Source organism: Psychrobacter sp. UBA2514 (assembly GCF_002341255.1).
Lineage (GTDB): Bacteria > Pseudomonadota > Gammaproteobacteria > Pseudomonadales > Moraxellaceae > Psychrobacter > Psychrobacter pacificensis.
Genome location: NZ_DDNS01000026.1, coordinates 15,499 through 41,434 on the forward strand (window position 1 = coordinate 15,499; position 25,936 = coordinate 41,434).

General features: G+C 44.0%; 19 protein-coding genes. 7 read left to right on the top strand and 12 right to left on the bottom strand.

All coding sequences use genetic code 11. The features are described from left to right. Nucleotides 1–256: 256 nt before the first annotated feature. Complete coding sequence (gene ahpC, locus B3V51_RS08290) at nucleotides 257–823, bottom strand: alkyl hydroperoxide reductase subunit C (protein WP_286708229.1); 567 nt, start codon at nucleotides 821–823, stop codon at nucleotides 257–259. Nucleotides 824–1,089: 266 nt separating this feature from the next. Here ahpC and B3V51_RS08295 point away from each other — a divergent pair, with 266 nt between their 5' ends. Together B3V51_RS08295 and B3V51_RS08300 are read left to right on the top strand one after the other, a co-directional pair. Further along, on the top strand, nucleotides 1,090–1,998 hold the full coding sequence (locus B3V51_RS08295) for a hydrogen peroxide-inducible genes activator (protein ID WP_058025493.1): 909 nt from the start codon (nucleotides 1,090–1,092) through the stop codon (nucleotides 1,996–1,998). Between the two features lie 23 nt (nucleotides 1,999–2,021). After that, nucleotides 2,022–2,693, top strand: coding sequence for a hypothetical protein (locus tag B3V51_RS08300; RefSeq protein WP_093069328.1), 672 nt, complete (start codon nucleotides 2,022–2,024; stop codon nucleotides 2,691–2,693). Here the strand turns inward: B3V51_RS08300 and B3V51_RS08305 are convergent. From B3V51_RS08305 to B3V51_RS08335, 7 genes are all read right to left on the bottom strand, one after another. Then, nucleotides 2,671–3,273, bottom strand: a complete 603-nt coding sequence (locus B3V51_RS08305; RefSeq protein WP_284719681.1) for a methyltransferase domain-containing protein — start codon at nucleotides 3,271–3,273, stop codon at nucleotides 2,671–2,673. The genes B3V51_RS08300 and B3V51_RS08305 overlap by 23 nt on opposite strands. Nucleotides 3,274–3,519: 246 nt before the next feature. After that, entirely contained in the window at nucleotides 3,520–4,167 is a 648-nt protein-coding gene (locus B3V51_RS08310; RefSeq protein ID WP_228724535.1) for a M48 family metallopeptidase, read from the bottom strand. 49 nt (nucleotides 4,168–4,216) lie between these two features. After that, entirely contained in the window at nucleotides 4,217–5,752 is a 1,536-nt protein-coding gene (locus B3V51_RS08315) for a DUF1513 domain-containing protein (protein WP_286708230.1), read from the bottom strand. A gap of 3 nt (nucleotides 5,753–5,755) precedes the next feature. Then, nucleotides 5,756–6,907: an imelysin family protein gene (locus B3V51_RS08320; protein ID WP_284719684.1), complete on the bottom strand. Its 1,152-nt coding sequence runs from the start codon at nucleotides 6,905–6,907 to the stop codon at nucleotides 5,756–5,758. A gap of 83 nt (nucleotides 6,908–6,990) precedes the next feature. Continuing rightward, nucleotides 6,991–8,640 (bottom strand): di-heme oxidoredictase family protein, encoded by a 1,650-nt coding sequence (locus B3V51_RS08325; protein ID WP_284719685.1) that lies wholly within the window; start codon nucleotides 8,638–8,640, stop codon nucleotides 6,991–6,993. A 225-nt stretch (nucleotides 8,641–8,865) separates the two neighbouring features. Further along, a complete protein-coding gene (locus B3V51_RS08330) occupies nucleotides 8,866–10,323 on the bottom strand; it encodes an imelysin family protein (RefSeq protein WP_286708231.1) in 1,458 nt (485 codons plus the stop codon). A 426-nt stretch (nucleotides 10,324–10,749) separates the two neighbouring features. Beyond that, nucleotides 10,750–11,406, bottom strand: coding sequence for an OmpA family protein (locus B3V51_RS08335; protein ID WP_212564182.1), 657 nt, complete (start codon nucleotides 11,404–11,406; stop codon nucleotides 10,750–10,752). Nucleotides 11,407–11,854: 448 nt separating this feature from the next. Here B3V51_RS08335 and B3V51_RS08340 point away from each other — a divergent pair, with 448 nt between their 5' ends. The 5 genes from B3V51_RS08340 (at nucleotide 11,855) to minE (ending at nucleotide 16,681) form a co-directional block, all read left to right on the top strand. Further along, on the top strand, nucleotides 11,855–12,820 hold the full coding sequence (locus tag B3V51_RS08340; RefSeq protein WP_212564181.1) for an acyltransferase: 966 nt from the start codon (nucleotides 11,855–11,857) through the stop codon (nucleotides 12,818–12,820). 341 nt (nucleotides 12,821–13,161) lie between these two features. After that, nucleotides 13,162–14,253 (top strand): hypothetical protein, encoded by a 1,092-nt coding sequence (locus tag B3V51_RS08345; protein WP_286708232.1) that lies wholly within the window; start codon nucleotides 13,162–13,164, stop codon nucleotides 14,251–14,253. Between the two features lie 80 nt (nucleotides 14,254–14,333). Then, the gene (gene minC / locus B3V51_RS08350) at nucleotides 14,334–15,161 is read left to right on the top strand and encodes a septum site-determining protein MinC (RefSeq protein WP_186473656.1); all 828 of its coding nucleotides are present in this window, start codon (nucleotides 14,334–14,336) and stop codon (nucleotides 15,159–15,161) included. Nucleotides 15,162–15,575: 414 nt separating this feature from the next. After that, nucleotides 15,576–16,388 (top strand): septum site-determining protein MinD, encoded by an 813-nt coding sequence (minD, locus tag B3V51_RS08355; RefSeq protein ID WP_058025481.1) that lies wholly within the window; start codon nucleotides 15,576–15,578, stop codon nucleotides 16,386–16,388. A gap of 2 nt (nucleotides 16,389–16,390) precedes the next feature. Continuing rightward, nucleotides 16,391–16,681 (top strand): cell division topological specificity factor MinE, encoded by a 291-nt coding sequence (minE, locus tag B3V51_RS08360; RefSeq protein WP_071003763.1) that lies wholly within the window; start codon nucleotides 16,391–16,393, stop codon nucleotides 16,679–16,681. Nucleotides 16,682–16,824: 143 nt separating this feature from the next. On the opposite strand, the gene B3V51_RS08365 is transcribed toward minE, so the two are convergent. From B3V51_RS08365 to B3V51_RS08380, 4 genes are all read right to left on the bottom strand, one after another. Next, nucleotides 16,825–17,346, bottom strand: coding sequence for a cytochrome b (locus B3V51_RS08365; RefSeq protein WP_186473654.1), 522 nt, complete (start codon nucleotides 17,344–17,346; stop codon nucleotides 16,825–16,827). A 141-nt stretch (nucleotides 17,347–17,487) separates the two neighbouring features. After that, entirely contained in the window at nucleotides 17,488–17,985 is a 498-nt protein-coding gene (locus B3V51_RS08370) for a hypothetical protein (RefSeq protein ID WP_058025479.1), read from the bottom strand. Nucleotides 17,986–18,002: 17 nt separating this feature from the next. Next, a complete protein-coding gene (locus tag B3V51_RS08375) occupies nucleotides 18,003–19,004 on the bottom strand; it encodes a chemotaxis protein CheB (protein ID WP_093069309.1) in 1,002 nt (333 codons plus the stop codon). After that, the gene (locus B3V51_RS08380; RefSeq protein ID WP_286708233.1) at nucleotides 18,994–25,911 is read right to left on the bottom strand and encodes an Hpt domain-containing protein; all 6,918 of its coding nucleotides are present in this window, start codon (nucleotides 25,909–25,911) and stop codon (nucleotides 18,994–18,996) included. Before B3V51_RS08380 ends, B3V51_RS08375 begins: the two co-directional genes overlap by 11 nt. Nucleotides 25,912–25,936: the final 25 nt, after the last annotated feature.

Genomic DNA, 25,936 nt, shown 5'->3' on the forward strand with positions numbered 1-25,936 from the left:
TAAAAGTGGTACAAGGCAGACGAGTGCAAGTACTACAGTAGTAGGCTAAACGAGTCTAACGCTGTAACACTTTAATAGTGGTTCGACTATACTACGCCTACTACGCTTATGATCAATAAATAAGACTCATAAGATTGTAGCTAGCGCCATAAAAAAACCCCATCAACATCAGTTAATGGGGTCTTTATTTGTAGAACTGATTCACACTAAAAGTATAAAAGTCAGCGCTACTTTATCTAAGGGATGAAATAGCTACTTAGATTTTACCAACTAGGTCAAGACTTGGCTTAAGTGTATCGCCACCTTGTTCCCAAGCTGCTGGGCAAACTTCGCCGTCGTTTTCACGAACGTACTGAGCGGCTTTTACTTTACGTAGCATATCTTTTGCGCTACGGCCGATACCGCCAGCATGAATTTCTGCTACTTGGATCAGACCATCAGGATCTACTAAGAACGTACCACGCTCTGCTAGACCTGCTTCTTCAATCATGACATTGAAGCCGCGAGTGATTTTACCAGTAGGATCGCCGATCATTGGATACTGTACTTTGCCGATCGCTTCTGAAGAATCATGCCATGCTTTGTGCGTGAAATGCGTGTCAGTTGATACTGAGTATACTTCGACACCAAGACCTTTTAGCTCCTCGTAATGAGCGGCCATGTCTTCTAGCTCAGTTGGGCAAACAAAAGTAAAATCAGCTGGGTAAAATAGGAAGATCGCCCAGTTGCCTTTTACGTCTTCTGAAGTGATAGTTTTGAATTCGCCGTTTACATAGGCATCGGCTGAAAATTCTGGGATTTCTTGATTGATAATAGACGCCATGATTGGCTCCTCTCTTGTTAAGTAAATTAAAATTATTTATAGGGATTTTTTAACTAGCCCTTTAGCTTTCTGGGCTACCCGACAAACTATACGCGAATTCTATAGTTAATCCAGTTAAAAGTTTTTAATGTGATGTTTTGTTTTATTAAACTTGTTAAACTATGCTTTCTATATCCTATCATTGGGACATAACTGGTAATTTGCTGCCTTATAAAGGTTGGCTAACAGGATAAATTACATTAAAAACCCATTAAAAGAGAGGTTTTATGATTACTTTACGACAACTTGAGTTTGCGCTAGCTGTGGCCAAACATCGCCACTTCAAACGTGCTGCCGAAGATTGCAATATTTCGCAGTCTGCCCTGAGCTTGGGTATCGCAGAATTAGAAAAACAGCTAGACACACAGATTTTTGAGCGCAATAACAAGCAAGTACTGATTACGCCTATCGGTCAAGAAATCCTCACAAGGGCACAGCGCGTGTTCTCTGAAGTGAGTGATTTGACCACACGCGCCCATAGCCATCAGACGCCGCTAGCGTATCCGATGACCGTCGGTATCATTCCCACGATTGCGCCTTACTTGCTACCAAAGGTTCTACCAGCCCTGCGTGCTCAGTATCCAGAGTTTCGCATGACGATCGTTGAGCAGCAAACCGAGCGGTTGCTTGAGCAAGTGCGCTACGGTCATATCGATACGGCTATCATTGCGCTGCCATATGCTGTAGATGGCCTGCACAGTTTTGAGTTTTGGAGTGAAGACTTCTTTGCCGTCTTCCCAAAAGACGATGTACATGCCAAGCTTGATACCATCAGCGCTGACGAGCTAGCTACTGCCAATCTTATGCTCCTTGGTGAAGGCCACTGCCTAACCGATCAGACGCTATCTGTCTGTCATTTTGACCGTGCACAGATGAAATCAAGCTTCTCGGATGCCAGTCTAAACACGCTGATTCAAATGGCGCTTGCCAACATGGGTACGACGCTAGTGCCTGAAATGGCACTCGATCAGTTGCATCTGCAAAACCAAAATGCCGTCGCTGTACCTCTAGCTGAAGAAGGACCACACCGCCATATTGCTTTTGTCACCCGTCTGAACTATGCGCGTGTCGATGATATCAGCTTGCTCGGAGAAGTATTTAATAAGGCATTTAAAGATGCGGCTAATACAAAATAAATGCAAAGTGACAAAGGTTAATTATGAATGAATTGCCACCTATAAATATGGAGCTGGGCAATCATTTTTACTTATGCTTGTCTGCTCTCAATAGTGATGTGACACCAGACGACGTACAAACCCTCTGGCAAGATATCTCTGTGCGCTACGGTGAACCGCAGAGGGCTTATCATACCCTGAGTCATATTGAGCAGTTATTGGTACAGTTTGAAAGCATTAAACACCATCTGTTTGAGCCATATATCGTGGCGTTGGCACTGTATTATCATGATGTGATATACGACCCAACACGCGTAGATAATGAGCAAAAAAGCGCTGAATATGCCGTAGACGCACTGAGTTCTTATCTACGTCCGGAGCAATGCCAAGACATCTACGCACTCATCATGATGACGGCCAATCATCAGATAGATGAGTCGATATATAGTGTTGAATACAGTGATGCGGCATATCTGCTAGATATGGATTTGAGTATTTTGGGTGCGCCTTGGTCTACCTATCAGCAGTATGCACAAGCGATACGTCAAGAGTATGCACACGTCGCAGATGACAACTACCGTGATGGGCGCACTGCGGTATTACAAGGATTACTAGCGCATCCCAAACTCTATTTGACTGATTATTACTATAGCCAATTAGAAGCGCAAGCTCGGGACAATATCAAGCGCGAGCTTATTTCGCTCGCAGCTTTATAAATAACTCACTACCTTGCCGTGCTGGATGTGAATTATAGCTAGGTTCCATAATATCAATATCAAAATGGCTTTGAAAACGCTGCTGGTACTCTTCTTTAGTGCCACCAAATGGTGGTTCCTCTCGTCCAAAGTCAGTATCAAATAACAAACCAACCAGTTTGCCTTGTGGTTTTAGTAACCTTGCCATCTGCTGCACATACTCATCACGGCGCACTGGATTAATCGCACAAAAAAACGTCTGCTCCAGTATCCAATCAAATTGATACTGCTCAGCTGATAAGTTAAAAAAGTCCGCACAAATTAACTGCTCAGATGGGAAGTCGGGATAACGCGCCGCAAAGGCTTCAATCGGGGCTGGCGCAAAATCGACCAACGTGACATTGGTAAATCCTTGCTCATATAGATAGCCTACCTCGTAAGCATTACCAGCACCTGGTACAAGTATTGCCTCATCCTTGGCACTTTCGAGTAGCTGGTCAATGTAAGCTTTGAGCGGTGGTGATACTTGTCCCATATCCCAGCCAGTACTGTTTTTCTCATAGCGCTCCTGCCAAAACTCAGCTTGATTGACATTTTCCATCTGCCATCCTTGTATATAAAATTTGATTTAAACGACACGATTTGTATCGTTATTTCTTATCATATCAGTCTTATCAACATGTGTCGCCGTTTTAAATAGGATGAAAAAAGAGAGACAAATTACTCTCACACAGTGAAAGCCATTTAGATGGGAAAGTCGCTCAAAGAATTAATGGACTCATAGACGAAAGTTATTCTAAGTGTGGCAAAAGGCTTATCAGAACGATGTCATCAATATATGGATCTCTCAATCCAACTGCCCTCTCTTGCCTGCCAGTATATTATGCCATTGCCGATAATCTGGCATGGCACTCGCCACCGTTTGCCAAAATGCAGGGCTATGATTGGCATGATGCAAATGGCACAGTTCATGGACGATGACGTATTCGGTGCATTCGATAGGATAGGCAGGAAGATAAACGGACAGCCAGATTCGCTTCGCGCGCGTGTTACAGCTGCCCCAGCGTGTGTGCATTTTTTTTACTCGTATCTCATTGGCGTAAGTGCCAACGATTGGCTGCCATTTCTCAAATAGCGACGGCATGACATCGGAGAGCTGCTGGCGATAGTAGGCAACTTTTTCACCATGACTTAAGGTAAGTGGCTGTACTTTACCCCATAGATAAATAGGCTGGTCAGCAGTTGTAAGGTCTGATGGTGCGCCTTGTTTGCGTTGATGCTGTTCTAGCACTTGTGGATGGTGGTTAATCGCCCAAGACACTCGCCGCGCCACCGCGTCAGCAGCTTGTGAATCACTAATATGCAGTGGTACAGAAACCATCAAGACATGCGGCTTTAAACGAAAATTGATGTTTTTGACACGCTTTTTGCTGATATGTAGCTCAATATCTGCCTGTGCGAGCTGCTGTCTAATAGCATCTAAACGGATTTCCAAGCTAATGTTTTATCTCCTCAATGACAGTAACTGTGCCAATGGCTACGTATTATAACGCTTGCAAATGGTTATCAAAGGACATCATATGCAACTGGCTGTCTGTACTAATATGCTTATCATCTTTACCATTCAATTTTGAATCTGACGAAACACTCACTCTTAACGCGGTCAATTGCCCTTGCCCATCACTCACAATAAATCCTGATGACTCGATAGGATCGTCGACTTTGTTCGTTGATCTATTGGCACTGGATAAGACGGATGCCCCTGCACAATCTGGCAAGCTCACATCATCAATCAACTTTCGAGTATGTAAGTCATAAATTGCCGCACAGCCACCAATCGGAGTGGTCACACAAAGCAAATTACGGTCGCTATCAACGGCGACGCTCGCAATATATTGATGAAAGCGTTGCCATTGATTGTTTGGCATAGTCAGTGGCGCAAAGCTAACATCACCGCGCTGGTGAGTCAGTACTAACGGTACATTGATATGCTTTTCGCCTTGGAACTGAATACCGATCATGACAGTGCCATCATTGTGCATCGCTAAATGACGTATGCTCATCTGATTGTGCTCAGGCACCACTTGCTCAAGCAGTGTGCCGTCATGACGATTCAGGTAGACCAGCGATGGTCGCATAGTGTCTAAATTTAGCTCTTCACGTGAGGCCTGCTCAGTCTTAATGCCACCGTTTGCAATGACTAATGTTTCTCCATCGGGATGCATAATCAGCTCATGCGGGCCGATGCCATAAGAGTTAAATTCTGCTACTTTTTTATAAGCGTCGTTAGTATCATAAACACCGATTTTACCTGCCAGACTGACGGTGTCATTTTCAGTCACATACAGCAGCTCACCATCTAAGCTATAGCAAGCATGACCATAAAAGTGACGATGTAAATCCGCTTTGATCGCATGTTGTACTTGTCCATTTGAGGCATCAAGCACCCAGAATTTTTCACTTGGACGACGACCCATGACGACGACATCGCGCCTTTGGTCGACATTGCTATCCTGAACTTGAGATTCAGATACATTTGTAGGCTGAACAACGATGTCATGGACACGCTCAGGCATGGTCGTCTGCCAAACGATTTGTCTATCAGCATCAATGCCTACCACGCCAAAGTCATGCTCATTTTGATTCAATGACGCGTTATTTTTTGGCATAGAGGCAACGCCGCTGACCCAGCGAACAGGCCGTGCGAGCATCGTCGTCGTATGCACAGCAGTAAGATCAAGCACGTTACTCTCATCATCTATCGCTTGATGATAAGCCTGCTGCCACTTCACCGCTGCTTGCTGACAAGCATAGCGAAAGCGTTTAAGGTTTGGCGTTGAGCCAGTGGCCGGCTGCAATGCTTGTAACTGCGCTCGCATACCCGCCACATAATCTTGTAAACTGGCATCTGGATGCTGCTGCTTACGATAATGATGGTGAATACCGACCAGAGCCGCGGTGCCGACTGCCGTGAGCATTGACGTCGTCAAAAGCTCACGGCTTATTGAACTGGCTTTTGGCTCATTTGATCTGTCATGATGCTCACCTTCTGACACCGTATTACCTTTAGCAGTAAACATCACTTAATCGCCATCGGTGCTATTAAAGCCCACACGGATACCGAGTGCTGGGATTAACTCGCGTTTAATCAAGCGAGTGACGGTAGTGAGATGGTCATATAACGCTTGTTGATCGTCTTTGTCTGCGGCTGATAAATCTTCTGGCATTTGTGCCAATAGGGTCGTGGTATCAGCCAGTGCCGTCGATAGATTATTAGCGACTGTGCTCTCATCATTGCTATTAAGTATCGCCGTCAATACGGGATCTGTCATGGCTTTATTGATAGCATCTAGTTTTGCATTGATAATAGCTCGGCTTTGACCAGCAGTAGCCGCTGGCAAATGACCTTTTGCTTTACCCGTCAGACCGAGCGGCTGGTCAATAGCATTAGACTTCATTGTCTCAACTAATGACAATAGCGAGTTAAACCATTGGTTCAAGCCTTGATCGCTCTCAGCAGACTTGTCTATCGCCAATAACTCAGTCGCGTTTTGCTGCCAGTTTTTGTCGATGTCCTTTAGGCGTGTGCTCAAAGCACCACTCGCACTAATCACGTAAGCGCATTGACCAGCATTTAAGCTCTCATTGGCAAACAAGGCTTCTTCTAGTCCTGGTACACCTTGTACGATAGCGCTTTCGCCCGCGAGCTGCTCTGGCGTGAGTGTTGGATTGGCAGCAATCAAATCAGACACACCGCTATGTACCAAGCCGCGCTCATCAGGATAATAGTTGATGTACAGATTGCTCATGCTGGCAGTCGCAGGACCAAAATTAATCATCTCAGCACTCGACCACGCTTGTGCCAATACTAACCACTGCGCGCGTAATGCCTGTAGCTCAGCGCCGCTGACGGGTGCTTGCTGACAATGTTTCTGCGCCAATTCATTTAATAGATCACTTTGCTTTGCGGCACTAGCATACGCAGGAAGGACAATGTCCTCTGCCACATGCGTCAAATACGTTTTTTGAGTCTCAGGGCTGATATCTACCGCAACGATCTGCGCAGTGCTTTCCTTGCTGCTTTCTGCTGAGCTGTCAGTAGCTGTATTGTCTTTTGCAACTTCTTGACTATCCACTTCTGCAGATTTTTTGTCGTCGGCAGGTTTAACACAGCTAATCAGCAGACCGGCACTCAATGCAGATAGCGCCATCGCCAAAGCGTGATTTATTTTCATAGATTTCTCGGTAATGTTATAGGTAGTAATTTATAGCGTTTTTATGCTGATTTTATAATAGTGACTGTATTACAGTGACCTTATTATAGCGACTTTAAGAACGCATTTAGCTCGGCGCGACCTTGCTTGTCTAACTTCAATACTTGTTGCTGTTGCTTTTCGGCTTCTCCGCCGTGCCAAAGAACCGCTTCCATCAGCGTACGAGCGCGTCCATCATGCAAAAACGTCGCTTGTGGATCAACCGTTTGCGCAAGTCCCACGCCCCAAAGTGCGGGCGTGCGCCATTCATAAGAATTGGCTAAAAACTCAACTTGAGCGTCTTTGGATGGTAGCTTACCCGCGATAGTACGATCAGCAAGGTCATCTCCCATGTCATGTAGCAATAAATCGGTGTAAGGATAAATCACTTGTCCATGCTGCTCAAGATGATCGTCGTCAGTTTTTGGCAGCTGATATCTTGGCGTATGGCAGCTTTGACAGCCCATGTCATAAAAACGCTTTTTACCCGCCAGCACAAGCTTATCATCCGCATTACGGCGGTGCGGCACTGCCAAATTACGGGTATAAAACTCCACAAACTTGGCAACATCGTCGTTCACTTCAACGGGCGGTTTGCCATTGCCTTGCTCATCAGCACCTGTTGTCGCATTTAAGCAGACGGTCTGGGTCGGCATGCAGGACTCATGAGGACGAATGTTTGACGTCAACCCCATGTCTTCGTTAAAAGCACTTTGATTTTGGGTAATCAGTTTGGTTTGACCGGCTTTCCAGCCAAAACGTCCAAGCGCACGTTTACCCGTCTGTGGATCCATCACCCAATTGAACTTACCACTGATGTCGCTATTGCTATTATCGTTTGCTTGTTTTTTAATATCATCCTCAGGTATTTGCTCTAGCAGCCCAAGCCCAATCATTGGGAGCGCCACTCGTGGTGATACCATCATCGCCTCATCAAAAGCGCCATAACCAGGGTTGGTCAGATTAAAGGTTGGCGCACGTAGCGTCTCAATATGCCCATCAGCGAAAGTGACTGGCTTATCTGTCCACTGCACCGCAATTCTGGCTTCAGCAGGGACACCTTGGATACCCCGATCTTGCAATTGCCCACCATACATAGGGTGGACGACCTTTTCAATCAGCGAGTCCTGTAACTGCTGACGCTGCTCATCCGTCGTTGCTGGCATAGAGAGACGAAGCAATAAACTGTCCGCATCATCATCGGCAGTCATGGGCGCATGACCGCGGCCGTCTTTGATATGGCAAGACTGACAAGCCGCCACATTGAATAGCGCACCAAGCCCATCTCGACTGTCGGTACTGGCAGGAGCGACGACCCAAGGCTGCTTAAAGAATGCATTACCGATAAAAAACGAACCCTTACGCGACGCTGTCAGGTTCGATGAAGGCTTAGAGTAGCTTTCAGCACTGGTAATACTGATACCCGTATCACCGCCTTGCTTGATCTCTTGAGGATCAAAGCTGATCAATTGCTGCATCGGCACGCCAGCCAGTGCTTCGATATTTTCGGCACGTTCAAAGGTGAGCGGTTGAGTTGTTTCACTGGTGCTTGCGCTGCCCTCATTATCCGAGGTCTTATTCGAAACGCTATCAGCTGGTTGACATGCGCTTAGCGCCGCTGCACCCATCATGAGCAGTGCAAGCTTGGATGGCAAATTTTGTATTATGGCAGAAGGAAGAAGAAAAACAGAAGACTTTGGATAGATGGCTTTCATAAACATCAAGCGCCTTAGTTTTAGAGTAGAAACATCAAGTCGATATCGATCACGTTGTCATTGGCATCGATAGTCTGGTTCAGAATATAGCCTTATTGGCCTATTTTGAAACGGATAAATAGACGTTGCCAACCATCGTTGATAACGTCTATTTACCCAACTGATCATTTTATCAAGGTAAGTCTTATACAGATAATAAGCACCTTTTAGCTACTTGGTGTCTGCTTAAAACTGTGACCCTGCATCTGCATCAAGATTATCAATACCAACGGCTTTTGCGGCATTTTCGATACCAGCGGTCAGCTCTTGCAAGCTATTAATACCCGCTTCTACCCAGCCGCGACGGATATTCTGCTCTTCAGCAGAAACGCCTTCTTGACTTGCTTGACCAACCGTTGCAATCATTTGGTCAATTTTGACGCCTTCTTTCTCGCCCTTTTCAACCATGACGTTGAATGCACCTTCGACTTTACTAAAGTCAGCGGCCAATTTATCAGCTTCCTCTACATGACTGCTGTCAACGAGATAGTCTTTAACACCATAGCCACCGACTGTTTTACCAGCGACTGTCTGGTAGCTACCATTAAAGACATTTTGGATACCGCGGACATTATTGGCATAGCTCAGATGCGTCAAGTCACTAAAGCATTCGTGCTCATCTTCGGTAGACCCTGTGACAAAAGCGACCTGCATACGCTCAGACGCAAGCTCACCCAGTGCTAAACTACCCATTTGGTACATGATCTGACGCAGGCCATTGTCATATTTACGCGCAAGCAAATCACTGCGTAAAGTATTTTCGGTATCAGGCTGCCACTGGGCTTCCATTGCGGTCAAATCATCCACCAGTAGTTGAGTAGCGGCTTTTAAAAACTCACCGCGACGCTCACAAATACTGGCATCTTCATTGACCGTATCACCGCTGGTACATTGTTCAGCTTCCGTCACATAATCAGTGACTGGGCGATTACCCGCGCCTTCTTTTACGCCATTGGTGTCTTGACCCCATAGCATAAACTCAATCGCATGATAGCCAGTCGTTACATTGGCTTCGCTACCGCCAATCTCGTTCATGTCGGCAAGCAGCTCAGGTGTAATTGTACTGGTATCTTGCTTGGTACTACCGACCGTAATGCTATCGCTATTGATGATATTTTCTTGACTGTTGTACTCACCTTCATAGTCATCACTGACATAATCGATCAGCGCCTCATCTAGCGGCCAAGCGTTGATTTGACCTTCCCAGCTATCGACGCTTTTGATCGCGCGCTTATCATTTGCCGTCACAAACCCTTCATCAAAACGGAAAATTTCCGTCTGTGAGTACGGCTGACGAGCCGCTTTGTACGCAGCTTTGGCAGCATCAAGGTTGGCTTGTGTCGGTGTTGCCACAAACGTATTTACCGCTGTCTGGAGTTTTTCGGCTGTCTCTAGCGAATCCTTGTAGGCTGCATGGGCCATATTTGCGTAGCTGATGACCAACCTATCAATATGTGCTTTTTCGGCAGCTGATATTTCTGTATTGTCGCCTGTTTCTGTGCTTACAACCTCTGTCTGCATCTCAGTAGGAGCAGTGTCTTCTTCGGTTTTTTTGGTACAGCCCGATACCATTAACAATCCTGCAAGTGCAACAGCTAAAGTAGTTGGTAAAATCTTACGGCGTGTTTCTATGGTAATCGTCATACAAATCCTCAAAGAGATAGCAAAATTCGTTTTGGTTAAATGGCTTCCATCATATCGATTATCAAATCACGCCTTAATCAGCTGATTTGATCTCGTATATTTATGCTTATCGCATATTATCAAGCTTGTAACTATTCAGTAATAAAACACTAACAAATTATAGTGTTATTGATAATCGTTATCAATACTTAATTTTATGTTAATAATCATTAATCTTTATGATCCTTTTATAAAATGTCATCAAATACTAAACGAGCACTATTCTATTTTGGACAGCAGATATTATACCTGCGCTATCCTAACTATCGAGTTTGTTCAATCAAAATTTAGCGCATAAAAAAAGAGCCAACATATCGCTGACTCTTTTTGCTAGATAAGTGCGTGAAAATCATTTGCACCTATCAAATAGCTATATAGAACTGTCGATTAGTTGACGCTTTGTGGTGCATTAACCGTTAGCTCAACACGGCGGTTTTGCTGACGACCAGATTCAGTGTTGTTAGTAGCAACTGGACGTGACTCGCCATAAGCAACTACATTGATACGGTTAGAAGCAATACCGCGAGCCGTTAGATAGTTGGCAACTGAGTAAGCACGGTCGCGTGACAGACCCATGTTGTAAGATGCTGAACCTTGGCTATCAGTGTGACCAGCGATCGTGATTGTGTTCTGGTTATACTGGTTCATGGTTGAAGCAAGCTTGTCTAGCGTTGGCTTGAATGATGAGTTAAGTGTTGCACTATCAAACGAGAAAGTGATGCTACCTGGCATAACAAGATCAATGTTACCCGTGGTTGGGTTTTGGTTAACAGTCACGCCTGTACCAGCCATTTGCTGCTCAAGCTGACGAGCCTGACGCTCCATGTAATAACCAACGCCAGCACCCAGTGCCGCACCGATAGCAGCATCACGACCAGTCTTTTCGCCGCCTGTTGCTTTTGAGATAGTTGCGCCACCTGCTGCACCAACTAGGCCGCCCAATGCAGCTTTATTCAAACGTTGCTGCCCAGTGTTTGGATCAGTCGTACAACCGCTAAGTGCTAGACCTGATGCTACTGCTGCAATTAATAATGTATTACGCATGATATTTCCTCTATAAGTTTAAAATATTATAAATCGTGCTTTATCAAGATTGTCCGTTAATCTTATTAAGTACTTATTTACTTTCGTCATTATTATGGCAATTACAATCTAACTCTGTGTAATATTTTGTCACACCTATGTATGAGAAGTGCAGATTAACTTTACGGTATTTCTTAGCATCTAAACTATCCAATACCTGTTCCTTGTTATCACTAGTCACGTTTACACTCGTACACTGCGAAACGTTTCTGCTAAAATTATGTGGCCAAATTTCTCATCGTCAAATGACCGCTGTATCAGGAATTAACCAGCAACGCTTCTATGATTAGCGCTTAGTCCACTGGATTATTGGTCATCAATCATATGAGCAGTTTTGGCAATATCTAAAACATCGACTTGTGAAATATATGGCTTACTTATTAATTAAACTGAACCAAGAGGATTAAGCATGCGACTGACATCTACCATTCGAAAACTGCACAAACGCACGCCCAAACTGGGTAAGGCGGTTTCATTAGCGACAGCAGCAAGCGTTATCACTGCCAATAGCTTTGGTGGTAGTATTCCTTTGTGGTTGATGGGTGTCAGCAAAGTCATCACGGGTGCACCTATTGCAGATAAAGCGGTCATCAAAATCGCGACTTACTGGATCAGCAGCAACAGTGCACTAATCGATGACATGCTGCCTCGCAAAGATTGGCGTATCAGCCTACCAGATGATATTCGCATCGATGGTAAATACCTTCTGGTCAGCAACCACCAATCTTGGGTCGATACCAGCATCGTGCAATACATTGGCGAAAAGCGCCTGCCATTGACGCGCTTTTTTACTAAATTTGAGCTGATCTATATTCCCATCGTTGGGCAAGCTTTTTATTTTTTAGATTTCCCCATGATGCGCAGGCATTCCAAAGAAGCCATCGCCAAAAACCCAGCACTTAAAGGTAAAGATATCGAAGAGGCCAAGCGTGCCTGTGCCCTTTTAAAAGACAAGCCGTTCACCTTGCTCAACTATCTAGAAGGTACGCGCTTTACCAAGGCCAAACATGCCAAACAGCAGTCTCCTTATACGCACTTGCTAAAACCACGAGCAGGCGGCTTATCCCTTGCGATTAACGCCCTAGGCGAGGATATCGATGGCATACTGGATATGACCATCGTCTATCCTGATGGCGTACCAAGCTATAGCGATCTGTGGAAAGGCAATATCAAACGTTTGGGCGTGGATCTAAGATATATTGATATACCAGATGCGTTGTTTGAGGGAATTAAGCAAGGCGGCTATGAAAATGATGAGGCAATAAAAGCACAGATGTTTGACTGGGTTGAACACATCTGGCGTCAAAAAGATCAGCGCATCACTGACATGCTGGCTGATTTTGAGACAGCCCCTGAAACTCAAGTGGCTCAATAAATGACTCACTTACGCCGTAAGTCATCACATACCTTTTAAAAGACGCAGCACTCATAGTCCGATAACGGACAAAATCTAGTCATACTGCCATAAGCGCTTGAGTAATCAATAACGCAGGGGCTAATGATGATACGTGAGCACTGTACTGATGATAGTCGCGTTGCAAATGATCATTATTACTTTATAAGTGGCTATGCATGATTTTTAATCATAGATGGGTTGTTTTTTGGCCTTATTCATTGATAATGTGATTAATCATGTACGCATCGATTTTTGATGGTTATTTTTAATAGCCGTCAAAAATTTACTCATTTCTTTGTGCCATTTATCATTTATAAGGTATGACTGTGCCCGCCTCTCCTACTACCAGCCCGCCTATTGCAACTGCACCGGTGTCGCCTCATCTTGCAAATAGTGAGCCGCCAAGGCCAAACCGTCCAAAACCCAGTCGTTTAAAGCTCACTTATGATATCGTGATGCTTATCGCTATCAGTATTGACCTTCTGCTGATCAGTCTGGATGCTGTATTGATGAGCGACTTTAGTGCCAATGCTGCACAATGGCTGTCAGTCAGCGAGGGACTCAACTGGTATCAGGCGACGTTGCATGAGCCGTTGCGTACCGCTGGTGGGTTTTTTACCATATTTTTGGTTGCTGAATTACTATTACGCTGGGCAATCGCAATCAAAGAAAAAGTCTATTATCGCTGGTTTTTCTTCCCTTTTGTCCACTGGTACGAAGTCTTAGGCTGTTTTCCGCAGCTACGTTTGTTACGGTTATTTAGAGCCGTTGTTATCGGACGCCGATTGTACCAGCTTGGCTACCAAGTACTCCCGCAGCCATGGATCAATCGTATTAAGTTCTATATTGACCTATTATTAGAAGAGCTCTCTGATCGTGTCATCCTGACGACCATCCAAAATTTTAGGCAGGAATTGACCAACCCTGAAACGCACAAATCTTTTATCGAGTCAGCCATCACGCGCAACCGTGCTGAGATTGAAGCGGCTGTATTATCCATTCTGCGCTCAGAGCTTGCACCAAAACTACAGGAGCTGACTGCCTCATCAGGTGGTGGCAGTCTATTAGCCAGCGAAATGGGCAACGCTATTGAAGAAGGTCTAGCCAATACTCCTGAGCTGCGACGCTATTTGCGCATGATTCCTATCGCGGGTAGCCTGATCGAATCACAACTGCAGCATGTCGGACACAACATCGGTGAAAACGTTGTTTATGCCTTAAATAAGCGCCTGCTTGATCCAGCGCGGCTTGACTCATTGATGGTCGCTATCGCCCGTGGTATCGCGCAAATAGACACCGATAATAGTGCACTTGATACTCTGATTTCGAGTATCATTGATGACAGTTTGACTGCATTTGAAGCACAAGTAAAAGTACAACAGTGGAAGCATCAAGACATGCTAAATCTATAGCAGAGCTGGCTATGAGCATGACACAATAATAACAATGACACCGTGAATACAGCGACAGAATTATTTTTAAGGGTTTATATATGACAGTTTCAGACAACAATAGCCAAACTACAAACACGGCGCCGGCATTGGCCTTATATGGCAAAATGCTGACCTTTTCGCGTTTACAGTTTAGTACCAGCGATCTGGGCGCTATTGAAGCCCAGCTTACTGAGACACTGAGCAATAAATCAAGCAACATTCCTATCTTGATCGATAGCGACGTCGAGCAAGATTTATCTGCCTTAGTAGAGCTACTATGGTCATGGGGACTACAGCCGATCGGTGTGGTGACAGGCCTACTTGATGATCAAGCGCGTGAGCAGCGCTTGGCCATCTTTCCTGCAGATGGTAAACGCATTGAACGTATCGTACCTAGCAAAACAGCCCCTACACCGTCCAATAAACCTAAAGAAGATAATCGCACAGAATCAGCCAACGATACTAGCACCGAGAGTGCGGCAAATATACCTGCCACTGAAACCACCATCTCCAGTCTTCCAGATGAGACATTGTTAAGTGCTCAGCATATTACCAGCCTCATCTACGACCAGATGCTACGCTCAGGCCAAAGCTTAAACCATGTCGGCGGCGATTTGATTTTGACAAACAGTGTGAATAGCGGTGCTGAAGCCATCACTGACAACAGCTTACATGTCTATGGACGTGCGCAAGGCCGCTTGGTTGCAGGCGCAACAGGCGACAAAGATGCCCGCATTTTTTGCCAAGTTTTCAATCCTTCTCTGGTTTCTGTAGCAGGCACTTACTGCTTACGAGACAATCTGCCAGAGCATGTGATTGATAAACCTGTACAAGTCAAGTTTGTAGAAGGTGAAGGATTGGTGTTTACCGTTATGGATGAAGCTTAATTATTACTCAGTTAAAAATAATAAACGGTTAGGTGATTGTCTAGTAAAGTAAACTGGGTAAGGTAAGCTGTAATTATATAAGCTGCTGTGTCAGATAAATAAAACAAGATATATTAAATTAATCGTTACAATTGAGCTATTATTAAGTGTTGGTTCTAACGTTATTTGCCGTATATTTAAATAGCTATCATACGGCTAAAAATTATCGCCATTAACTGTAAAATTTATAAGCAAAAGCCCTTTATAGCTCATATCTCAGTTGTTTTTCTGCTTTAATATAGACTTGCTATAAATATCTATATATTTATGCTAGGCTATCTTCGCAGATAGTACATATATAGTTAGTAGATAAATACCATGCAATTGTGCTATTTATATAAAAGATATCCCATTGATTCATAGGAGTGTGCCATTGTGGCGAAGATAGTTGTAATCACTTCAGGTAAAGGCGGTGTAGGCAAAACCACGACTAGCGCCTCTTTTGCCGCTGGTTTAGCATTGCGTGGCTATAAAACGGTTGTAATTGATTTTGATGTAGGTCTACGTAATCTAGACTTGATCATGGGTTGTGAAAACCGAATTGTTTATGATTTCGTTGATGTCATTACCGGTAGCGCACGCTTGTCGCAAGCACTTGTCAAAGACAAACAGCTTGAAAACCTGTATATCCTTCCTGCTAGTCAGACGCGTGATAAAGACGCATTGACGGACGAAGGTGTCGCAGAGGTCATGACTGAGCTGTCTAAACAGTTTGACTATATCATCTGTGACTCACCTGCTGGTATCGAGCGCGGTGCACAGTTGGCCATGTATCACGCTGACGAAGCCATCATTGTTACCAACCCTGAGATCTCTTCAGTACGTGACTCGGATCGCATCATCGGTATTTTGCAAAGTCAAACGAAAAAGGTTGAAGAAAACCTAGGCTCTGTACGTGAGCACTTGGTTATCACTCGTTACAATGCAGAACGTGCTGCTGCGAACGAGATGATGGACATCGACACTATCTCAAATGACATCTTAAAAGTACCATTGCTCGGCGTTGTGCCTGAGAGCCATTCTGTGCTCGAAGCATCGAACCACGGTGAGCCTGTTATTCATTATACCGACTCTGTTGCTGGTCAATGTTATGATGATATCGTCGCCCGTTTCTTAGGCGAAGAGCGTCCACTACGTCATATTGATGTGAAGAAAAAGAGTTTACTACAGCGCTGGTTTGGGGGTTAATGATGACTAAGAAAAAAGGATTTTGGAGTAGCCTATTCGGTACTGACGATGGCAGTAGTGCAGGCAGTGCCAATCTAGCTACCGAACGCCTCAAGGTTATCGTTGCTAGCGAAAATCGTCTAAATAACCGCCTAACGGTTGATCGTATCGAAAAAATGAAACGTGAAATCTTAGAAGTGGTTAACAAATATGTGAATGGCGTGCAGATTGATGATGTCAATATCAATCATCGCTCAGAAGATAGCTTAGATGTGTTAGAGATGAACATTAATTTACCTGAACACAAAAAGTAAATTTGTAATCAGACCTTTAGACAGCAAGCACTCTCATTTATCACTTAAAAAGCCCTAAGTAATATACTTAGGGCTTTTTTGCATCTTTAAGTTTACTGGTACGGCATGCTGTATACAGCATCCGAGCATTGATCAGTAGCAGATCATTTCATACGTGATATTAAATTGTCTTTTTTGATAAACTGATGATACAAGGCAGCACCAATATGCAGCGCTGTAAAGCCAATAATCATCGGCCAAATAATATCGGTATGTAAATCATTATAAAAGCGTGCCAAACTCCTATCAGGAGTCACAAACACGGGTATTTGGAATAAACCAAAGATATCGACAGGACGACCACCATATACCGTCATCAATAAACCAGCAAGCGGCATGGCGATTAAAATAGCATAGAGAGCAAAATGCGACAACTTAGAGATCAGCGATTGCCATTTTGGCATTGGTATAGACGGTGGCGCTTTGGTAAAGATGCGGTTGATAACTCGCGCAATCATCCAAAACAACAAACTTACCCCAAACGCTTTGTGAAATCCGATATAGAGATTGCTATCGAGATTTTCATGCAGCAGTATCATCACCCATGTGATCAATAATAAAACTGCGCTGATCCAATGAAATATACGACTGCTGAGCGACCATTTTGATACGTTAGAATTATTCATGAGCGGCTCTATAGTTTTTATTAAACGTTATTTATAATTGATATTATATATAGGGCAGCAACTCATTCAATAACAAAAAGTAATCAGCATTGCTCGGGTACTACCTATGAGGTGAAGCATAACTGAAACTTAGACGAGAATCTAGTCATCTAAATTCACCAAATGATGCGCAATTTTGTCCAAGTCTGGTACCAAATAAACATTATCGTCAATCATAACGGTTTGATACAGATAAGAGAGCACAACGTTTTCGTCAGACTGCCCTTCTATTTTATCAACGCTAGTATCCGCAAACTGCTCGGGAAGCTCTGTATCTTTGACGTCAGAAATACGGGCTTGTAATTGGCGCAACTCACCTGCCGTTTGCAAAGCAAATCGATGCTCGGTGGTATTACCCTCTAGTATGATGACTTTCTCTGGTGTTCTATCTTGCGGTAACAAGTGAAAGACAGCAAGATTTTGCTCTTGCCACTGATACTTGGATATACGCTCTTGATAATCGTCGACGCTCAAAATCAAACTGCTCGGAATAATCCAATCGGGTTGGTTAGATGCTGGCACGATAGTCACATCGAGCATACCATTGTTCGTGGTCAGTAAACTTACCGCTTCAAATGAGTGTTTCAAAATTTGTTTCATACGTCGCTCACAATCAGTTAGCGTGAATGGCTTGCTGCCCTTTCACCAATATAATCAGTCAGTTTTTTTGCCAAATCTGTCGGACTACCAACGAAACCACAATACCCTGAGTCAATAATAGCCTGAGGTTGACTCGGACATGCACTCAGACTAGGGTCTTGCGCCCACAACTGGCTGTTGTTGTCTTGAACCATATCCAAATACTGAGAGCCATCATTGCCCATACCCGAAAATATAATATTGATTAGATCGCTACCATAGACATCACTGGTGTTTTTTAGAATCTGACCAATAGCAGGCTTATATTCACCGCTCCATGCTTGATCTAACAAGATGACCCTACCAGCTGAATCACAGACTATTTGCTTATCAATAGGGGCTATGAGGCAATGCCCTGCTCGCAAACGCTGCGAGGACGCGATAACCTCACAGCGCCAATCATTATGGCGATTGAGTATCCGTGGTAACGTACCAATCATGGTCTGATTGAAATGATGCGCCAATAAAATACACACTGGCAGTGTCGCTGGCACATTGTCTAAAAATTCTTTTACCGCACTAGGGCCGCCCATAGACGCGCCCAGAAACACGACATACTGCCAGCTTCTTTCAGTGTCATCGCCCTTGTATTCGGGAGTATCGATCAGGGCTGGTAGTGCTAAAAGCTTTGCAAGTTTACGTTTTAACTTACGCTGCCATTTACCATATTGCTGTGCCTCATTGAGATACGGTGCTTGGCTAAAGCCCACCAAGACAGCCGCTGATTTTGACGCGATTGTTGCGGTTGCTACACTGTCGTCGTAATCACTGTCTATCAGCCAAATATCAATATCTGCATTAGACAGCTCACTTTTTTCTTGCCACTGTGCTCTTGACACACAACCTACAAGGGTAAAGCCGCAACTACGTACGGTATCTGAAAAAGCCAAGCGCTGGCGATGATCCTCTGCCATCACCAGCACTTTGATATCATGATTGCTTTTTTGCCGCAGTGCTAAAACACGTGCATTATCCGTCATTAGTTAGGCTAACCTCTTCACCTAGTAGTCTTTGAATTTTTTCAAGAAGCTCTTTTTCTTGGAATGGTTTACCCATATAGTCGTTCACCCCAATCTCTAGAGCACGCTCACGATGTTTTTCTCCAGTACGTGAGGTAATCATAATAATTGGGATATGCTGTAATCGACTATTGAATCTGACCTGAGTCGCCACCTCGAATCCATCCATACGCGGCATTTCGATATCTAACAAGATCATATCTGGTGTTGTATCTTGTAGTATCTCGATTGCATCGATGCCATCTTTTGCAACCGCCACATTGAATCCTTGACGCTCCAAGAAGCGAGACGTTACCTTACGTACAGTTACTGAGTCGTCGACTACCAGTATCGTTGATTTGGTGGCGATACGTCCTCGCTTGGTACTCGCAGATTTTGAGAGGTTTTTGACCAGCTGTGCGTTACGCATTAATGCAATTAAGTCTAGGATGAGCATTACCGAGCCATCACCCATGATAGTAGCCGCTGAAATACCTGGTATGTTTGATAGTTGCTGTCCTAGAGGCTTAACAACAACTTCGATACGTGATCCTGCAATCTGATCAACTTGCAGTGCAATATTTTGCCCTGTGCGGTTTTTAATAATAATCAGCGGCAGACTGGTGTTGGTATTAACCACCAGCTCGTTCAGTTTATTACCAGATAAGATCTCGTTGAGATAGCGTACACGATATTCCGTGTCTTCAAAGTTCAATGTAGCATCATCTGAATGATAATAGTCATAGAGCTTTTCTGGGTTAACCCGTACCACGCGCTCAATCTGTACCAATGGTATTGCATAGTAACGATCTGCGGCGCGCACAACCAGCGCATCAGAAACAGCAACAGTCAATGGCAAGCGCATCGTAAATTTAGAGCCTTTGCCAAGCTCGGAGACAACAGAGACCGCACCGCCTAACTGACGAATTTCACTAATAACAACGTCCATGCCAACGCCGCGTCCAGAGATCTGTGTCACCTGCTTACTAGTACTCAGCCCAGCATTAAAGATATATTGCATAATATCAAGATCAGAGAGACTGTCATCGTCTGCATCAATAAGACCTTGAGAGATCGCTTTATTTCTTACCGCTTCTACATCGATACCACGGCCATCATCTGATAGTTGGATGACAATCTCACTACCTTCACGATGTACCTCAAGCGTAATATTACCACTGCGCTCTTTACCTGCTTTTAGACGTGCTGATGTGGTTTCGATACCGTGATCGACAGCATTTCGTAGCATATGCTCAAGCGGTGAGGTAATCCGCTCTAGGATGGTTCTGTCCATCTCATCATCAGCGTTGATGATGGTCAGCTCAACCGATTTATTCAACTCATTAGCCGTCTGCCGAACAATACGCTCAAGACGCGGTGTCAGACGCGTGAATGGTACCATACGCGAATTCATCAGCCCATCTTGCAACTCAGTCTGTGTCCGCGATAGCTGTAGCAACAGGCTTTCACTATCACGAGTCTTTTCTAATAGAGTATGGTTAATATCCACCAAATCCGAGGCAGATTCTGTCAATGATTTTGATAATTGATTCAGTGAAGAATACTGATCCATCTCGAGAGGATCGAAATCCTCATTATCAATCAGCTCATCATCTATTTGTGACAAAATCTGAGCTTCAAGCTCAATCTCCATACGGCGTAACTGATCTGCCAGTCGCTGTACCGTTGTACCCATCTCTTCGATACTGTTGGTCAAGCTACTAATACCCATATCAATACGGGCGCGGTTAATCGCTGACTCACCAGATAGATTAATCATATGCTCAATCAGACCACCTGAGATACGAATCATTTCATTACTACTAGTGCTGTCGTCCTCCTTATTGGTATTACTGAACATAGATGGCATCTCGCTAATATCTTTTGCAAGATAGTGAGGGTCTTGGTTTTCTTTGGCAATCAAAATTGCTTCGCGCTGAGACTGTAGGGATTCTTTAGGAACTTGTTTGAGACTATCAGGATTTCTCCCAAACTGCTCTAACGCCTCGATCAATAGTGCAGGCGTTGGCGGATTGACATGATGCTGAAGTATAAATACGGCATCAGCAAGCCAATCATGACTGGCAACTAGCAACTCTAATACTTTCTGAGTAGGGGGACGACGGTTACTCACAAAATCCGTATAAACCGACTCCATCTCATGAGCCAAATCAGCGATACCGGACGCAGTCACCATTCGGGCACCGCCCTTAATCGTATGCAGATCTCGCTGAAGTGCTTGTAATGCTGTGGTATTATTTGTGTCGTTCAAGAACAAATGCAGGTATTTATTACGATTGGTAAGCTCCTCCGCCTCTTCTAAGAACACCGATAATATGTCTGGATCAGGCAACCCATTAGCCCATGATTGCTTAATCATAGTGTCTAGGCTGAGCAATTCTGATGTTTCGGTATTGCTAATGGCCTCATCCGCCACTACGTTTTGAATGTCTGGTTCAAAATAGTTTTTCGGTACTGGTATGATCAGCTCTACCGTTTCTGGTAAGGTTTTTTCTTTTTCAAACGTTCTTAGTTGCTCAATCAGCTCTGAGGTGAAAAAGGATTTTTTATGATTCACGATATGCATCACTTGTTGCGACATCGTGTCTTGCACCATTTGCATAATCTCAAGCCACTGTGTCGTCGGCTCTCGTCTGTTTTCTACAAAAGACTCATAAACACTTTCTGCTTCATGAGTTAGATCACCAATACTACGAATGCCAGCCATCCGTGCGCCACCTTTAATGGTGTGCAAATGACGCTGTAATACTTTTAGCGAGTTGATATTAGTAATATCGTCACGCCATTTATTGAAACTCTCATCTAGGGCGTTATCAAGTTCTTGAGCTTCTTCTAAGAAAATCTCTAATAGCTCAATATCCGTATCAATCGTTTCAAATTGGATTTTAGGTGCTGAAATAGCTCGAACGACAAAGCCTTCGTCGTTATCGTCAAGGTTATCATTTTGATAGATACCTTGTAGCTCACTCATTACCTGCTGGTCTATTTTCAATGACGTACTACCAGCTAGGGCATCGAATAGCCCAATCAACTGGGCATGACCTGATAGCAGAATAGATTGAATATCTCTATCTCTCGCTTTATCAATATTATCACTCAGGTAACTATAGGCATTACCTAGCTCATTCAGAACGGTAATGAATTTTGGAAATGCTTGAGCTTTATCTATTAAACAGGTGATTTGTGAAATTTGCTGCGCGATATAGTCTTGACTGTGTTCTTTTTCAGCATGACCGAGCGCCTCCTCTAACCCCCACTCAGCATCTAACAACGTGTCGATATTATTATCTAATAGCTCTTCTATCGTTGGTTTGCTATTAGTAACAACGGTCGCATCAGCATCACTAATGACATACTGCTCAGCCAGCATTGCTTGCAATGACGCTATGTCTTGCTCTTGCTGACTGTGTGAATCTTCTACTATGACACTACGCTGCTGAATATTTTGTTTGTAGCTACTTAAATAACCATTTATCAGCTTGGCAGATTGCGCTAAAGCCTCTAGATGTTGGGCACTCATCGCTATATCTTGCTGATGCAATAGCTCCAAACTGTGCTCTATCGCTGCGCTAACTTCGCTGATAGCAGCCAAAGCACTGGAGCCAGATGCGGCTCGTAATGTGTGAAATGCACGTACTATTTCATCCGTTATCTCAATCAGTTGCTGATCTTGATTGTCGCTGACAAATTGATCAATGTGATGAAGTAACTCTTCTGCTTCATCAATAAATATCTTACAAAATGCTTTTTCTTCTTCGCTTTGAGGCGCTAAAACAACAGTTGCCTCTGCCATTTTTTCGTTGACAGAATGGAAGGTCTGTAGCGTCATGTCTATCGCTTCATTAGTCTCATCATAGGTAGGATTGTCTTCGTCTATGCTAGTCATCAATACAGGCTCTTGCGCGGCGTCAGCTTCAGCTTCAGCTTCAGAATGGCTTGTTGCTTGCTCATATAAGCGAGAGTAACTAAACGCATCACCCTGTTGCTTACTATAGGCATTGGCGCAGGCAATCCATAAGGGCACTAAAGCTGGGTAATCTTGGCTGTTATTTTCAAATGCTACTAACATTTCAGGATAAGCGGCCAATACATCTGACATCAGCTGACACATATCATTTGAGACAATAACACTATGATCCAATACGCGATTAAGCATATTCTCTATCGCCCATGCTAGCTCGGCGGTGTAATTAGCGCCCACCATGCGACCAGAGCCTTTTAGAGTATGAAAACCGCGACGGATATCTTTTAGAGCGGCAAGGTCAGTCGATGCTAGCTGCCAACCTTCATATAAAGGTACGATTTCGGCAAGTACTTCCTCGGCCTCTTCTATAAATATCTCTTTAATATCAGGATCTGAATCATTCGCATCGGCTGCTAATTGCTCGGTTTCTTGCATAAACGGGATAAGTACTGCTGGAATCTCTAAACCAGATAGCGATTCTGGTATATTTGTATTATTGCTTTCAGAATCTGCTCCTTCAGCACCATCAACGCTCGAAAGTAATGTTTCTAACGATACATCATCCATTGAATCAGAGTCATTGATACCTAACGCTACTTCAGCTGATGTTTCAGTGATTCCAGTCTCAAACGTATCTAAACCAGCATTGACAGGCTGCTGCGTCATTAGGTTACGACTTTTCAGAATAGTAATAGCAGGATCAGAGCTCGGTAATTGTTGTGCGGCAAAATCTGTCAGTAGCACTGGCAAACGTTCCGCCGTCTCTATTACCAGACGTACGACATCGTCTGTTACAGGGAGTGTCTTATCCAACAGACGGTTAAGTAGGTTTTCTATTGACCACGCCATCTCACTGATGCTAAAGGCACCAACCATGCGGCCTGAGCCTTTTAAGGTATGAAAGCTTCTACGGACTTCGGTCAAGGGTGTTAGATTTTGTGAATCCTGCTGCCAAATAGGAAGAAAATCTTCTAAATCAGTAATGACGTCGTTCACTTCTTCGATAAAAATATCACGAATCTCTTCATCAACTTCAAAGTTGTCAGGCTTGAGTTGTTCACGAGCACGCAGCAATGCATCACTCTCTACATTAGGATTAGTATCAGTGGTATCTTGCGTTGCTATCACCGTTTCATTATCTGAGCTGGTCACAGGTGCGATCTCACCACTATCATCATAACGAAGCACATTCATCGCGACTGGCTTTTGCGTCAGCCATGTATCGTTAGTTGTTTCTGGTGATTTCGCATACGCATTAAGAAGCTGTGATGCTTTCGCTGCATACTCATTTGCCTGCGTCAATAAGTTTTGATCAAAGACTTGCTGCGCAAGATAGTCGAGTAACAATTCAATCGAGGTCAGACTCTCCGCCAAGGCTTGGGTCACATCCCAGCTAAGTACAGCAACCTCATGAGTGAGCAGTTGTGTGAATATACTGCCTATATTTTCTATCGTCTCACTAATGACTGGCAGTCCCATATCATCAAAAGCATGGGCAATCTTGTCAAAGTCAGCAATGACTGGTAAAGACTGGATATCTTGACGTTGTATATACTCGTTAAAGCTTTCCTTGATCTCTTCAACGGCAATACGTAGCTCACGTAAGTCACTGTCAGTAGAAACTGACTCATGTCTATCTTTATCCTTTACATCACTGCTATCAAACGCTTCAGGTATAATAGCAAAAGAAGAAGCGCCAATTTTGAGTGATATTGCCTGCTCGGTATCGTAAATAGCACTATATAGCTCTTGTAACTTGCGCTCTATGTGCCATTGCTGCTGCGTAAACTCTGTCTCTGATAAGCGTGCTTGCTCTAAATCTGTAAGGATCGATTCAACTTGCGACGCATATTGCACCCAACCTCGACTCTCAAGCTGGCTCTTTATATATCGTAGAGGATTTATTAGCGTATCTGGCTTATCTAGATTGAAGATAAGAGTCTCAATCTCACTGAGCAATCGCGTTAAAAAACGTAAGGTCGCAGGCTCACGCTGTGATATCTCATTAAGGGTAGATTGAGTTCGCTCGCTACTATTCTCTAGGTAGATGAGCTGAATATAGACACTGTTGATCAAGCCTTTAACAAGGCTCGAAGATAAGTGCGTGGGCTGAGTAGCAGATTCTATGACGCGATCAAGCTGACCTAATAGTGGCGCATAATATTCAGGTGATGGCGCTTCATTATGGGCAAGATCACTCAGCCACAACTCGCTCAAATACCATAGACGCTGTAAATCATTGTCTTGAGTATTCTGCCATAGATATTGACTAACTTTTTCTAAAATTTGTAGAACAGGTGCCTGATTGATATTGGCAACCAGCAATTTTTGTACTTGCTGTCGCCACACCAGTAACATCTGCTGATAGTGTTGATCTTCTAAATTGGTCGTAACATTACTCGTGGGTACTGCGATCTGAATGCTATTGACAATATCTTCATGAACCATATCTTCATGAGTATCATCATTGTTTAGATGCGCATGCTGGGTATCAGTAGCATCTATAAATGCATCTGCTTCCACACCTCGTTGCGATAGTATCTGAGCAAGCTCATTAGTAGCCTTATTTATTAGAGCACGGTTGTATTTGCCTAGATGCGTATATTGATTGAGCGCATGTTGCAATAACTTATGAGAAAACTTGCCTATTTGACAGTCTCTAGCAGACAGATTGTGACTAGCCCCCAAGCTCGCCATAAAACTCAACTTATTGGCAAGATCTGCTAGTAGAGGCAAGCGAATCATAGTCAGCGCACCACTAACTTGATAGTAGTGCGATGTCATCTGTTGATAACTGTCGATATCAGCACCTGATTGCCAGCCATCAGATATCTGTGATAATTGCTGATTGAGCAGTGGCGACAACCACTCAAGCGTCACTATGTCATTGGGCTGCTTTTTCATAGGTTTATCCTAACTCGTCTAGGCA

Coding starts and splice junctions, on each gene's coding strand:
- ahpC (WP_286708229.1), bottom strand. CDS start 823: ATGGCGTCTATTATCAATCAAGAAATCCCAGAATTTTCAGCCGATGCC.
- B3V51_RS08295 (WP_058025493.1), top strand. CDS start 1,090: ATGATTACTTTACGACAACTTGAGTTTGCGCTAGCTGTGGCCAAACAT.
- B3V51_RS08300 (WP_093069328.1), top strand. CDS start 2,022: ATGAATGAATTGCCACCTATAAATATGGAGCTGGGCAATCATTTTTAC.
- B3V51_RS08305 (WP_284719681.1), bottom strand. CDS start 3,273: ATGGAAAATGTCAATCAAGCTGAGTTTTGGCAGGAGCGCTATGAGAAA.
- B3V51_RS08315 (WP_286708230.1), bottom strand. CDS start 5,752: ATGTTTACTGCTAAAGGTAATACGGTGTCAGAAGGTGAGCATCATGAC.
- B3V51_RS08320 (WP_284719684.1), bottom strand. CDS start 6,907: ATGAAAATAAATCACGCTTTGGCGATGGCGCTATCTGCATTGAGTGCC.
- B3V51_RS08325 (WP_284719685.1), bottom strand. CDS start 8,640: ATGAAAGCCATCTATCCAAAGTCTTCTGTTTTTCTTCTTCCTTCTGCC.
- B3V51_RS08330 (WP_286708231.1), bottom strand. CDS start 10,323: ATGACGATTACCATAGAAACACGCCGTAAGATTTTACCAACTACTTTA.
- B3V51_RS08335 (WP_212564182.1), bottom strand. CDS start 11,406: ATGCGTAATACATTATTAATTGCAGCAGTAGCATCAGGTCTAGCACTT.
- B3V51_RS08340 (WP_212564181.1), top strand. CDS start 11,855: ATGCGACTGACATCTACCATTCGAAAACTGCACAAACGCACGCCCAAA.
- B3V51_RS08345 (WP_286708232.1), top strand. CDS start 13,162: ATGACTGTGCCCGCCTCTCCTACTACCAGCCCGCCTATTGCAACTGCA.
- minC (WP_186473656.1), top strand. CDS start 14,334: ATGACAGTTTCAGACAACAATAGCCAAACTACAAACACGGCGCCGGCA.
- minE (WP_071003763.1), top strand. CDS start 16,391: ATGACTAAGAAAAAAGGATTTTGGAGTAGCCTATTCGGTACTGACGAT.
- B3V51_RS08365 (WP_186473654.1), bottom strand. CDS start 17,346: ATGAATAATTCTAACGTATCAAAATGGTCGCTCAGCAGTCGTATATTT.
- B3V51_RS08370 (WP_058025479.1), bottom strand. CDS start 17,985: ATGAAACAAATTTTGAAACACTCATTTGAAGCGGTAAGTTTACTGACC.
- B3V51_RS08375 (WP_093069309.1), bottom strand. CDS start 19,004: ATGACGGATAATGCACGTGTTTTAGCACTGCGGCAAAAAAGCAATCAT.
- B3V51_RS08380 (WP_286708233.1), bottom strand. CDS start 25,911: ATGAAAAAGCAGCCCAATGACATAGTGACGCTTGAGTGGTTGTCGCCA.